The organism is Streptomyces africanus, assembly GCF_030816955.1.
GTDB lineage: Bacteria > Actinomycetota > Actinomycetes > Streptomycetales > Streptomycetaceae > Streptomyces > Streptomyces africanus.
The window spans coordinates 4,848,601-4,862,261 of sequence record NZ_JAUSYP010000001.1 but is presented as its reverse complement, the minus strand read 5'-3'; the positions used below and the strand labels follow the sequence as shown (position 1 = coordinate 4,862,261).

The following is a 13,661-nucleotide window of genomic DNA, read 5'->3' as shown; positions in this document are numbered from 1 at the left end:
AGTTACGCCGTCAACTCCGCTTTCCCCTCATGTGCGGTGCCGGGCGGTAGCGAGCCGGTGCCCTGTCGTGCCGCTCTGCAGGGTCAGCCCGCTCTGAGCGCCATCGTCATGGCCTCCACCGCGAGCAGGGGTGCCACATTGCGGTCGAGGGCGTCTCGGCAGGCGGCGATCGCCTCGATGCGGCGGAGCGTGGACTCCGGGGAGCTGCCGCGGGCCAGGCGCTCCAGGGCGTCCTCGGCGTCCGCGTTGGCGATGGCCACGCGGGAACCGAGCTGGAGGGCGAGGACGTCGCGGTAGAAGGCCGTGAGGTCGGTCAGGGCGAGGTCGAGGCTGTCGCGCTGCGTGCGCGTTCTGCGGCGCTTCTGCTTGTCCTCCAGGTCCTTGATCACACCCGCCGTGCCGCGCGGCATGCGGCCGCCCTGGGACGCGCCGAGGGCGGCCCTCAGCTCCTCGGTCTCCTTGGCGTCCGTCTCTTCCGCGAGTTGCTTGGCGTCCTCGGCGGCCGCGTCCACGAGCTCCTGGGCGGCCTTGAGCGCCCCGCCGATGTCCTCCACCCGCAGCGGCAGCCTCAGCACGGCGGCACGGCGCTCGCGCGCGGCCGGGTCGGTGGCCAGGCGACGGGCCCGGTCGACATGACCCTGGGTCGCCCGGGCCGCCGCGGCGGCGACGCCGGGCTCGATGCCCTCGCGGCGTACCAGCATGTCGGCGACGGCGTCGACCGACGGCGTGCTCAGGTTCAGGTGGCGGCAGCGGGAGCGGATGGTCGGCAGGACGTCCTCGATGGAGGGGGCGCACAGCAGCCAGACCGTGCGCGGGGCGGGTTCCTCCACGGCCTTGAGGACGGCGTTGGCCGACTTCTCGTTCAGCCGCTCGGCGTCCTCGACGAGGATGACCTGCCAGCGGCCGTTCGCCGGTGACGTGAACGACTTGCGGACCGTGTCGCGCATGTCGTCGGCGAGGATCTGCGTGCCGACCGCGGCGACCGTGGTGACGTCGGCGTGCGTGCCGATCAGGGCCGTGTGACATCCGTCGCAGAAGCCGCAGCCCGGGGAGCCGCCGAGGGCCCGGTCCGGGCTGACGCACTGCAGGGCCGCCGCGAACGCCCGCGCCGCCTGGTTCCGCCCGGCCCCGGGCGGGCCCGTGAACAGCCACGCGTGCGTCATCTTCGACGCCTCGGGCGGGGGGACGTCGGTCCCGGCCGCGGTGACCAGGGCGTCGGCGTCCCGGGCGGCGGCGTCCAGCTGCGCGCTCACCCTCTCCTGCCCGACGAGGTCGTCCCACACGGTCATGGGTCACGCCGCCCTTTCGTCACGTTCCACGGTTTCGTCACCTTCTACGGTGCGAGATCCATTGTGGGGGTGACCACTGACAACGCCCCCTGGCAGACCGCCGGAGACCTCAGCGGCCCCGGCCGCCCTTGCCCCGGCGCCCCCGGCCCTCGTCCGGCTCGTCCTCGTCGTGCGGTCCGAGCAGCTCGTCCGCCAGCGAGGGCAGGTCGTCCAGCGGCGTCTCCTCGGCCCAGTCGGACCGCCGGCGGGGCCGGCCCTCGGCGTCGAGCTGGGGCATCTCCCGCGTGCGGTCCTCGGTCCCGTCGGGCCGGGCGGCCGGGGCGTCCTCCCGGAAGTACCCGGGCGGAACCCGGTCCGCCGGTTCGTCCCCGCGTACGGGCGGCAGCACGGCCGTCTCTTCGGCGTCCCCCGGCCGGACCGGAGGCAGCACAGCCGTCTCGTCGCCCGCTCCGGAGGGCACCTGGGGCAGCACCTCGGTCTCGTCCCCGAAGCCGGAACCGGACCCGGAGCCGGACCCGGAGTCGGGGCGAACCGGCGGCAGTACCTCCGTCTCCTCACCCGCCCCCGGCGGAACCGGCGGCTTGGGCAGCTCGGCCGTCACCTCGGCGTCGGACCCACCGGACGTCCGGCCCCGGCCCTGCTCCTCGTCCCGCACCCGGCGCAGCACGGTCGTCTCGTCCGCTGAGCCGCCCGGGGCGTTCTCGGGTGTCACCACGGGCGTGGGCACCGTCGCCGCGTCCTGACCGGCCGTCGAACCGGAGGCACCTCGGGGGGCAGCGCTCTTCGGCCCCGCCTCCGCGGCAGCGGCCGCCGCTTCCGCCAGGCGCCGGGCCTCCTCGGCCCGCAGCAGGGCCTCCTCGGCCTTGCGCTGCTTCTCCAGGCGGAGTGCGTCGGCCTCGGCACGCAGCCGGGCCTCTTCCTCGGCCTGCCGGCGGCGCCGCTCCTCCTCGGCCTTGCGCCGGGCCTCCTCCTCGGCGCGGGCCTTCTCCTCCGCGAGGAGCCTCGCCCGCTCCTCCTCGGCCTTCTTGCGCGCTTCCTCGGCCCGCCGCCGGGCCTCCTCCGCCTGCCGTTCGGCCTCGCGGCGCTGCGCCTCCTCCAGCTCGCGCCGCTTGCGCTCCTCCTCCTCGGCGCGCAGCCGGGCGAGCTGCTCCTGGCGCTCACGCTCCAGGCGCTCCTCCTCCGCCTTGCGGGCCGCCTCTTCCTCGGCCTTCCGGCGGGCCTCCTCCTCGGCCTTCTTCCTAGCCTCCTCCTGGGCCTTGATCTCGGCCTCGGACAGCGGCAGCACCTGGTCGAGCCGGTGCCGGATGACGGTCGTGACGGCCTCGGGCTCCTGGCCGGCGTCCACCACCAGATACCGCCCGGCGTCGGCCGCGGCCAGGGTCAGGAAACCGGCCCGCACGCGCGCGTGGAACTCGGCCGGCTCCGACTCCAGCCGGTCCGGCGCCTCGGTGAACCGCTCGCGCGCGGTCTCCGGCGCGACGTCCAGCAGGACGGTCAGATGCGGCACCAGTCCGTTCGTGGCCCAGCGGTTGATCCGGGCGATCTCGGTCGGCGACAGGTCACGGCCCGCCCCCTGGTAGGCCACGGACGAGTCGATGTACCGGTCGGAGATGACGACCGCGCCGCGCTCCAGGGCGGGCCGTACGACGGTGTCGATGTGCTCGGCCCGGTCGGCCGCGTACAGCAGCGCCTCCGCGCGGTGCGACAGGCCCTCGCTCGACACGTCCAGCAGGATCGACCTCAGCCGCTTGCCCACCGGCGTCGCCCCGGGCTCGCGCGTCAGCACGACCTCGTGGCCCTTGCCGCGGATCCACTCGGCGAGCGCCTCGGCCTGCGTGGACTTCCCGGCCCCGTCACCGCCCTCCAGGGCGATGAAGAAACCGGAGGCGGCGGGGGCCTGCTCCGGGTCGTCGCCGCGCAGCAGCGCGTCGCGCAGGTCCTGGCGCAGCGGGACTCCGGAACGGTCGTCGACCTTGGCCAGCACCAGCGCGGCCACCGGCAGCAGCAGGGCGCCGGCCAGCATCAGCGTGAAGGCCGCGCCGCCGTGCGCGAAGACGAACTTGCCGCTTTCCAGCCGGTGCGGCCCGATCCCCGCCGCCACCACCGGCGCGATCACCGCACCGAGCGCCACACAGACGCGGACGACCGCGTGCAGGTGCTCCGTCGTACGGGACCGCCGGTACTCCTCGGTCTCCTGGTCGAGCAGGATGTGCCCGGTGTTGGCCGACATGCCCGCGCCGACGCCGGCCAGCACGAGGATCAGCAGCACGCTGGTGACGTCCGGGACGAGCCCGGCGGCCAGCAGCGCGACACCGGTGAAGGCGATGGCCAGCGCGAGCAGCCGGCGGCGCGACAGGGCGGGCAGCAGCGAGGGCGCCGTACGGATGCCGACGACGACACCGCCGGTCAGCGCACCCACGAACAGCCCGTACAGCACCGGGCCGCCGCCCAGGTCCTTGGCGTGCAGCCCGGCCACGGCGACGGCGGCGGACACCGCGGCGGCGACGGCCGCGCAGGCCAGCACGAGCAGTGGCATCACACCGGTGCGTCCCTTGTCGGACCCGGCGGTGGTCTTCGGGCGGCGCAGTCCCTCGAGCGGCGACCGCGCGCGCGGGGTGCGCGTGGCGGGCAGCTCCAGGAAGGTCAGCACGGACAGGGAGGCGGCGAACAGCCCTGCCGCCACGTAGGAGGCGAGGGCCGCCTGGTGCTGGCCGAACCAGTCGATGCCGGCGCCCAGCAGGTTGTTGAACAGGGACGCGACGACGAGCGCGACGGCCGCGAGCGGGATCGCGACGAAGCCGGTGCGCAGCGACAGGCGGCGCAGGGCGTCCATGTGGTCCGGCAGTGGCCGGACGGTCGCGCCTTCCGGCGGCGGGGGCGGCAGCAGCGCGGGGGCCGCGCTCTCGCGGCACACCGTCCAGAACCGCTCGGCGACTCCGGTCACGAAGGCCGTGACGAGGAGGACGGCCAGGGCGTTCTCCGGCGTCCAGTCGATCCACAGGGGCGCGACGATGAGCAGCGCCGCGCGCAGCCCGTCCGCGCCCACCATGGTCCAGCGGCGGTCCAGCGGACCGTCCTGGGAGGTGAGCGCGGTGAGCGGGCCGAGCAGAACGGCGCCGAACAGGAGCGTCGCGAGGATGCGCACCCCGAAAACGGTCGCCACTGCGAACGCCACGCCGCGGTAGCCGCCCCCGAACGAGCCTTCGGCGACGGCCGCTTGGAGGGCGAGGACGACCAGCACGAGAAGGGCGAGGGTGTCGCCCACGCCGCCCACGAGCTGCGCGCTCCACAACCGCTTCAACTGCGGACGGCGCAGCAGGGCGCGGACGGCACGCTCGCGGGAGTCCGCGACAAGGGCGTCGTCAGGGGCCGGCTGAGAGGCCGTTGGATGCTCAGCTCGCGTCATGCGTTCAGCCTATCGGGAGCCACCGACACCCCGGGATGCCCGGCCTGGCATGCGCACGCCCCGACACCGAAGTGTTGTCGGGGCGTTCGCTTTCCGAACCCGGGGCGAAGATCCGGACCTTGGCAGTCCGGATACCGAACGGGGCCCGCGCGGATCCCGCGCGAATTCCGAACGGGCCCCGAACGAGCCTCAGTCCTCCGCCGGCTCCGAGACGGTCGCCGTCTTGGCGGCCGTCTTCTTCGCGGTGGTGGCCTTCTTCGCCGTCGTCTTCTTGGCCGTCGTCTTCTTCGCGGTCGTGGTCTTCTTCGCCGCGGTCTTCTTGGCCGTCGTCGTCTTCTTCGCCGGAGCCTTCTTGGCCGCCTTCTTCGCGGTCTTCTTCGCCGGCGCCTTCGCGCGCTTCTCGGCGAGCAGCTCGAAGCCGCGCTCCGGGGTGATCGTCTCGACGCTGTCGCCGGAGCGCAGGGTCGCGTTGGTCTCGCCGTCGGTGACGTACGGCCCGAAGCGGCCGTCCTTGACGACGACCGGCTTCTCGCTCACCGGGTCGGTGCCCAGCTCCTTCAGCGGCGGCTTGGCGGCCGCCCGGCCACGCTGCTTCGGCTGGGCGTAGATCGCCAGCGCCTCCTCCAGCGTGATCGTGAAGAGCTGCTCCTCGGCCTGGAGCGAGCGCGAGTCCGTGCCCTTCTTCAGATACGGGCCGTAGCGGCCGTTCTGCGCGGTGATCTCCTGGCCCTCGGCGTCGGTGCCGACGACACGCGGCAGCGACATCAGCTTCAGGGCGTCGTCGAGGGTCACCGTGTCCAGGGACATCGTCTTGAACAGGGACGCCGTGCGCGGCTTGACCGCGTTCTTGCCCGTCTTCGGGGTGCCCTCGGGGAGGATCTCCGTCACATACGGGCCGTAGCGGCCGTCCTTGGCGACGATCGTGTGGCCGGTGGCCGGGTCCGTGCCCAGTTCGTAGTCGCCGCTCGGCTTGGCGAGCAGCTCCTCCGCGAGGTCGACGGTCAGCTCGTCCGGCGCCAGGTCGTCCGGGATGTCGGCGCGCTGGTGCTGCTCGGTGTCCTTCTCGCCGCGCTCGATGTACGGCCCGTAGCGGCCGACCCGCAGCACGATGTCGTTGCCCACCGGGAACGACGACACCTCGCGCGCGTCGATCGCGCCCAGGTCGGTCACCAGTTCCTTGAGGCCGCCGAGGTGGTCCCCGTCGCCGTTGCCGGCGTCGGCGGCACCGCCCCCGCCTGTGCCCTCACCGAAGTAGAACCGCTTCAGCCACGGCACGGACTGCGCCTCACCGCGGGCGATGCGGTCGAGGTCGTCCTCCATCTTGGCGGTGAAGTCGTAGTCGACGAGCCGCCCGAAGTGCTTCTCCAGGAGGTTGACCACGGCGAAGGACAGGAAGGACGGGACGAGCGCCGTGCCCTTCTTGAACACGTAACCGCGGTCCAGGATCGTGCCGATGATCGACGCGTACGTCGACGGGCGGCCGATCTCGCGCTCTTCCAGCTCCTTGACCAGGGAGGCCTCGGTGTAGCGGGCCGGGGGCTTGGTGGCGTGCCCGTCGACCGTGATCTCCTCGGCGCTCAGGGCGTCGCCCTCGGAGACCTGGGGCAGGCGGCGCTCGCGGTCGTCGAGCTCGGCGTTCGGGTCGTCGGCGCCCTCGACGTACGCCTTGAGGAAGCCGTGGAAGGTGATCGTCTTGCCGGACGCGCTGAACTCGACGTCCCGGCCGTCGGCCGCCGTGCCGCCGATCTTCACCGTGACGCTGTTGCCGGTCGCGTCCTTCATCTGGGAGGCGACGGTCCGCTTCCAGATCAGTTCGTAGAGCTTGAACTGGTCGCCGGTCAGTCCGGTCTCGGCGGGAGTGCGGAAACGATCACCCGAGGGGCGGATCGCCTCGTGGGCCTCCTGCGCGTTCTTGACCTTCCCGGCGTACGTCCTCGGCTGCGGCGGCAGGTAGTCGGCGCCGTACAGCTGCGTGACCTGGGCACGGGCGGCGGCGACCGCCGTGTCGCTCAGGGTCGTGGAGTCCGTACGCATGTACGTGATGTAGCCGTTCTCGTACAGCTTCTGGGCGATCTGCATCGTCGCCTTCGCGCCGAAGCCGAGTTTGCGGCTGGCCTCCTGCTGCAGCGTCGTCGTACGGAACGGGGCGTACGGCGAGCGGCGGTACGGCTTGGACTCGACGGACCGGACCGCGAAGCTCGTGTTCTCCAGGGCGGCGGCCAGGGCGCGGGCGTTCGCCTCGTCGAGGTGGAGAGTGTTCGCGCTCTTCAGTTGTCCCAGGGAGTCGAAGTCGCGGCCCTGCGCCACCCGCCTGCCGTCGACGGTCTGCAGGCGCGCGACCAGCGACGACGGGTCCGACTGGTCTCCCGCGCGGCCGGTCGCGAAGGTGCCCGTCAGGTCCCAGTACTCAGCCGAACGAAAGGCGATGCGCTCGCGTTCCCGCTCCACCACGAGTCGTGTGGCGACCGACTGGACACGGCCCGCGGACAGCCGCGGCATGACCTTCTTCCACAGGACCGGCGAGACCTCATAACCGTAGAGACGGTCGAGGATGCGGCGGGTCTCCTGGGCGTCGACGAGCTTCTGGTTGAGCTCGCGCGGGTTGGCCACGGCGGCCTGGATCGCGGCCTTGGTGATCTCGTGGAAGACCATCCGCTTGACCGGGACCTTGGGCTTGAGCACCTCCTGGAGGTGCCAGGCGATGGCCTCGCCCTCGCGGTCCTCATCGGTGGCGAGGAAGAGCTCGTCGGAGTCCTTCAGCAGGTCCTTGAGCTTCTTGACCTGTGCCTTCTTATCGGCGTTGACCACATAGATCGGCTGGAAGTCGTGTTCGACGTCCACACCGAGGCGGCGGACCTCGCCGGTGTACTTCTCGGGCACCTCGGCAGCGCCGTTGGGAAGGTCGCGGATGTGCCCGACGCTCGCCTCGACTACGTAGCCGGGGCCCAGGTAGCCCTTGATCGTCTTCGCCTTGGCAGGCGACTCGACGATGACGAGTCGGCGGCCGCCCTGTGCGGTCTCGCTGGTCGGGGACAACTTCGCTCTTCTCTCCGGTCGACGCTGGGGCCTCCCCAGGGTTCGCCTCCCGGGGTCGGGTCGTGGTGACGCTGCGGAGTGTGACGGTACATCCCGCCCCCGTGTCAAACGGGAAAAGCCCGCAACGGCCACTCGAACGGTAACCCGACTACCACCATTCCTGCCGCCCGGAGTGCCCGGAGCCGGCCCGGCCCGATGCGGAGCGCCACCTCTCGGTTACCCACAGGCGCGTCGCCGACACGGGCTTCAGAGGCGTGTGAAGCACCAGGTTCCGGCCGCCAGCGCGAGCACCGCGGCGACGCTCGCGAGGGTCGCCGACGCGACGGGGCTCATGCCCTGGGCGACGGGCCGGTGCCGGCGGACGCATGCCACGGTCCAAGCCAGCAGCCCGCCTCCGAACAGGGAGAACACCGCTCCCGCGAAGATCGCCGGTTCGCTCTCCATGACTCGCCGTGTCCCCCTTGTCCCCGTCCTCGTCTCCCCAGCCACGGGAGGCTGTCACGCGGGGGCGGCGGGCAGGCGAACCGGAGGTGAACGCCGGGACGACACCGCCGCGGATCGGGGGCGTCCGGTCCCTCACGGACCGTTTCGGACGAGGTGTTCAAATCGACTCGAATTTGTTGGCGAGCCGACGCGGGTACCACCCTGACGATCTCTTGAGCCCCTCAGCGGACCGGCTCCAGGAACCCCTGCTCGACGAGCAGCCGGATCTGCGCCGGAGTGCGGTCGCGCAGCAGCACCGGGTCCTCGCCGATCAGCTGGGCGATGGCGTCGAGGATGCGGCCGGCGCTCATCGTGCCGTCGCACACGCCGGCGAAGCCCGCGCCGACCGTGTCCACCCGGGTCGCCCGGCGCATGCCGCGGTTCTGGCGCAGCACGACATGCTCGGGGTCCTCCGCGCCGGGCAGCCCGACCTGTTCCTGCACGACCTCGGCGCCGAGCCGGAAGTGTCCTTCGAGCAGCGCGGCGTCGTCGTGGTCGCGCAGGTAGTCGAGCCGGTCGAAGTGGGCCCGGACGGTGTCCCCGAGCGGCTGCTCCACCGGATGCGGCCACTCCTCCACCGTGACGGAGGGCACGGCGGCGTCCGTCCTGCGCAGGGTGATCCAGCCGAAGCCGACGGCCCTCACCTTGCGCGCCTCGAACTCGTCGAGCCAGGCGTCGTACCGCGCCTGGTACTCCGCCACGTCCTCGCGGTGGTCGCCCGCGTCGCGCAGCCACAGCTCGGCGTACTGATTGACGTCCTGCGCCTCGCGCTGCACGATCCACGCGTCGCAGCCCCGGGGCACCCATGACCTGAGCCGGTCCTGCCAGTCCTCCCCCTCCACGTGCTGCCAGTTGGCGAGGAACTGCGCGAACCCGCCCGCGTTCAGCCGCTCCCCCGCCTCCTGAACGAGCGTGCGGCACAGATCGTCCCCGCCCATCCCGCCGTCGCGGTAGGTGAGCCGGGCGCCGGGAGAGATCACGAACGGCGGGTTCGAGACGATCAGGTCGTACGTCTCGTCGTCCCGCACCGGCTCGAAGAGGGAGCCTTCGCGCAGATCGGCGGCCGGGGTGCCGGACAGCGCCAGCGTGAGGGCGGTGATGTGCAGCGCGCGCGGGTTGAGGTCGGTGGCCGTCACGCGCGTGGCGTGACGGGCGGCGTGCAGCGCCTGGATGCCGGAGCCGGTGCCCAGGTCGAGCGCGGCGGCGACCGGCGTACGGACGGTGATGCCGGCGAGTGTGGTGGAGGCGCCGCCGACTCCCAGGACGACTCCCTCGTCACGCCGGCCGATCCCGCCGGCGCCACCGACCGCGCAGCCCAGGTCCGACACGATGAACCAGTCCTCGCCGTCGGGCCCGCCGTAGGGCCGTACGTCCACGGCGGCGGCCAGCTCGTCGTCACCGACGCGCGTCAGCCAGCCGCTCTCCAGGCACGCCTCGACGGGCAGGACGTCCGCCACGCGCGCGTGCGGCACGGGCTGCTGAAGGAGGAACAGCCGGACGAGCAGCTCCAGCGGTGTGTCCCCGCGGGTCGCCCGGAGCGCGGGCACGGTCTCGCTCCGGGCCAGGGCCGCGTACGCGGGGGCGCCGAGCAGTTCGAGCAGCCCGTCGGCGGTGAAGGAGGCTCCGAGCAGGGCGTCGCGGAGCCGGGCGGCGGCATCGGGACGATCGGAGGAGGGCAGCGGGGGCAGGGGTGACTGGCTGGCGTTACTCACGCCCCCATTGTGGCCGTCGGCACCGGCATCGCACGCGCCCGTACCGGTATCGCGCAGGGCTCCGCGGACCGGCTCTGGCATGGCGTGCCTCTCGGGACCGGCATGGGTATCGCGCGGCTCCGCCGACCGGCTCGGAATCGCGCGCGCCTCCGCACCCCGGCCCGGGCACCACGCGCCACTCCGAACCCGCTCGGCTACCGCGCACCTCCGCACCCCGGCCCGGGCACCACGCGCCACTCCGAACCCGCTCGGCTACCGCGCACCTCCGCACCCCGGCCCGGGCACCACGCGCCACTCCGAACCCGCTCGGCTACCGCGCACCTCCGCACCCCGGCCAGGGCACCATGCGCCACTCCGAACCCGCTCGGCTATCGCGCGCCTCCGCACCCCGGCCCGGATACCGCGCGCGCCTCCGCACCCCGACTCGGGCACCACTCACGCCTCCGCCGACCGGCCCGGGCATCCCGCGCCACCGCACTCCGACTCAGCAGTCACTGCCGCCTCAGCAGCCCCGCCAGCACCGAAATGCTCCTCGCCCAGCTCGGCTCAGCTCTGCGTCGCCGGCGCCGTGGCCGCCTTGCAGCTGGACTGGCGCGCCATCGCCTGGCCGACCTCGCCCTCCTCCAGGGTGCGGAGCGCGTCGTTCCCGCTCTTGCCCAGCTTGTCGAGCTCCGTGGCGATGTCCTTGAGGCCGTCCGCGAACTTGCCCTGGTCCTTGGTGTCGAGCCCGTCGACCTGCTTCTTCAGGGAGGCGTACGAGGAGGAGATCGTGTTGAGCTCCTTGACGGCGTCCTGCTGCTTCTTCTCGCCGTTCTCGACATCCGGCGCCCCGGCCTTGGTCACCGCGGCCCCGATGGCCTTGTAGGCGTCGGACATGTCCTGGAAAGCCTGTGCGTCGGTCTTCTGGACGTCCGCCGGCTTGCTGTTGTCCGAGGTTTCCTTCTGGATCGAGGCATTGGCCGACTCGATCTTCTTGGCCTGCGGCTGCACGGCGTCGCAGACCTCCTTGGCCCAGGAGTCCAGCTTCTCGTTGTCGTCGCCGCCGCACCCCGACAGCGCCAGTACCAGTACCGCACCGCCGGACAGTGCGGCCGCGAGCTTCTTGTTCACCGGTTTGGTCCCTTCCATGGCTCTCGGCCCCGGAACATACACGCCAGATGCACGGCAACCGCACGCCGAAAGTCTATTAAGACCCTTCTGTAACCTTTTGCACCAAGCGAGAGAAGCCTCACGGCGCGATGGCGCACACACACAGAGCGGGCGGGCGACGCGTCAACGCGCGCCGCCCGCCCGCACCTTGAGCTGGGGCTTGGACGTCCCCCCTACGAAACCACAGCCGGGTCCGCCGACTTGGGCTTCTCATCGGCGTTGTCTTCGTCACCCATGGCGATTCCACGCCGCTTTGACACGTACACCGCGCCGACGATCACGAGGAACGCGACGGCCGCGACCAGGATCCGCACCCCGATGCTCTTGTCGGCGCCGTAGGAGAACTTGATCACCGCGGGCGCGATGAGCAGCGACACCAGGTTCATGACCTTCAGCAGCGGGTTGATCGCGGGACCGGCGGTGTCCTTGAAGGGGTCGCCGACGGTGTCGCCGATCACGGTCGCCGCGTGGGCCTCGCTGCCCTTGCCTCCGTGATGGCCGTCCTCGACGAGTTTCTTGGCGTTGTCCCAGGCGCCACCGGAGTTGGACAGGAACACCGCCATCAGCGTGCCCGCGCCGATCGCGCCCGCCAGGAACGCGCCGAGCGGGCCGACACCGAGCGTGAACCCGATGAAGATGGGCGCCAGCACGGCGAGCAGACCGGGCGTGGCCAGCTCGCGCAACGCGTCCTTGGTGCAGATGTCGACGACCTTGCCGTACTCCGGGGTCTCGCTGTAGTCCATGATCCCGGGCTTCTCGCGGAACTGCCGCCGCACCTCGAAGACCACGGCACCCGCCGACCGCGACACGGCGTTGATCGCCAGCCCCGAGAAGAGGAAGACGACCGCCGCGCCCGCGATGAGACCCACGAGGTTGTTGGGCTGGGAGATGTCCATCATCAGGCTCAGCGGGGCACCGTCCCCGCTGAGCTTCTCGCCCACGTCCCGCGCGCCGGTGAAGATCGCGTCGCGGTACGACCCGAACAGCGCCGCCGCCGCGAGCACGGCCGTGGCGATCGCGATGCCCTTGGTGATCGCCTTGGTGGTGTTGCCGACCGCGTCCAGGTTCGTGAGCACCTGCGCGCCCGCCCCCTCGACGTCGCCGGACATCTCCGCGATGCCCTGCGCGTTGTCGGAGACCGGCCCGAAGGTGTCCATCGCGACGATCACGCCGACCGTGGTGAGCAGGCCGGTGCCCGCCAGCGCCACCGCGAACAGCGCCAGCGTGATCGACGTACCTCCGAGCAGGAACGCCCCGTACACGCCGAGGCCGATCAACAAGGCGGTGTAGACGGCCGATTCGAGACCCACGGAGATACCGGCGAGGACGACGGTGGCCGGGCCGGTGAGCGAGGTCTTGCCGATGTCCCGGACGGGGCGTCGGGTGGTCTCGGTGAAGTAGCCGGTCAGTTGCTGGATCAGGGCGGCGAGCACGATGCCGATGGCCACCGCGACGAGCGCGAGGACCCGCGGGTCACCGTCCTTGCCCAGGATCGCGGTGTCGGTGACGCCGTCGAGCTCGGAGTACTTCCCGGGCAGGTAGACGAAGACGGCCACCGCCACCAGCACCAGCGAGATCACCGCGGAGATGAAGAACCCGCGGTTGATGGCGCTCATGCCGCTGCGGTCGGCGCGCCTCGGCGCCACCGCGAAGATGCCGATCATGGCGGTGACCACACCGATCGCCGGCACGAGCAGCGGGAAGCCGAGCCCGGCGTCGCCGAAGGCCGCCGAGCCCAGGATCAGCGCGGCGACGAGGGTCACGGCGTACGACTCGAAGAGGTCGGCCGCCATGCCCGCGCAGTCGCCGACGTTGTCGCCCACGTTGTCGGCGATGGTCGCGGCATTGCGCGGGTCGTCCTCCGGAATGCCCTGTTCGACCTTGCCGACCAGGTCGGCGCCGACGTCGGCGGCCTTGGTGAAGATGCCGCCGCCGACACGCATGAACATCGCGATCAGCGCGGCCCCGAGGCCGAAGCCCTCGAGCACCTTCGGCGCGTCGGCCGCGTACACCAGCACCACACAGGAGGCGCCCAGCAGACCGAGGCCCACCGTGAACATGCCGACGACACCGCCCGTGCGAAATGCGATCTTCATCGCTTTGTGCGAGACGGTGGTGAGATCTTTTTCCGGCTCGCCTGCCGCCGGAGTGGCTTCGCGCGCCGCCGCGGCGACACGCACATTGCTGCGTACGGCGAGCCACATGCCGATATAGCCGGTGGCCGCCGAGAACGCCGCTCCGATCAGGAAGAACACCGACCGACCGGCACGCTGATTCCAGTCGTCCGCGGGCAGCAGCATGAGCAGGAAGAACACGACCACGGCGAATACGGCGAGCGTGCGCAGCTGACGTGCCAGATAGGCGTTCGCGCCTTCCTGGACCGCCGCCGCGATCTTCTTCATGCTGTCGGTGCCCTCGCCGGCCGCGAGTACCTGGCGTACCAGGACGCCCGCGACCACGAGTGCCGCCAGTGCGACGACCGCGATGACCACGACGAGAACGCGGTTGTCATCGGTCAGTACGGCGGCTGCGAGGTCTGTGGGATGGCCCGACTGTGGTGAGAGAGAAAGCCCCGCCATTCGTCCT

General features: G+C 71.8%; 7 protein-coding genes. All 7 read right to left on the bottom strand.

Going from position 1 to position 13,661, the window contains the following annotated elements:
- Positions 1-83: 83 nt before the first annotated feature.
- Entirely contained in the window at positions 84-1,289 is a 1,206-nt protein-coding gene (locus tag QF034_RS22625; RefSeq protein WP_307176682.1) for a DNA polymerase III subunit delta', read from the bottom strand.
- Between the two features lie 109 nt (positions 1,290-1,398).
- Positions 1,399-4,695, bottom strand: coding sequence for a dTMP kinase (gene tmk, locus QF034_RS22620; RefSeq protein WP_307176681.1), 3,297 nt, complete (start codon positions 4,693-4,695; stop codon positions 1,399-1,401).
- 189 nt (positions 4,696-4,884) lie between these two features.
- The gene (gene topA, locus QF034_RS22615; protein ID WP_307176680.1) at positions 4,885-7,731 is read right to left on the bottom strand and encodes a type I DNA topoisomerase; all 2,847 of its coding nucleotides are present in this window, start codon (positions 7,729-7,731) and stop codon (positions 4,885-4,887) included.
- 246 nt (positions 7,732-7,977) lie between these two features.
- Positions 7,978-8,175 carry a hypothetical protein gene (locus QF034_RS22610; protein WP_307176679.1) on the bottom strand — a complete coding sequence of 66 codons (198 nt, stop codon included), beginning with the start codon at positions 8,173-8,175 and terminating at the stop codon, positions 7,978-7,980.
- Between the two features lie 221 nt (positions 8,176-8,396).
- Positions 8,397-9,926, bottom strand: a complete 1,530-nt coding sequence (locus tag QF034_RS22605) for a DUF7059 domain-containing protein (RefSeq protein WP_307176678.1) — start codon at positions 9,924-9,926, stop codon at positions 8,397-8,399.
- Positions 9,927-10,472: 546 nt separating this feature from the next.
- Complete coding sequence (locus QF034_RS22600; protein WP_307176677.1) at positions 10,473-11,054, bottom strand: small secreted protein; 582 nt, start codon at positions 11,052-11,054, stop codon at positions 10,473-10,475.
- Positions 11,055-11,248: 194 nt separating this feature from the next.
- Positions 11,249-13,654, bottom strand: a complete 2,406-nt coding sequence (locus QF034_RS22595) for a sodium-translocating pyrophosphatase (RefSeq protein ID WP_307176676.1) — start codon at positions 13,652-13,654, stop codon at positions 11,249-11,251.
- Between the last annotated feature and the right edge of the window lie 7 nt (positions 13,655-13,661).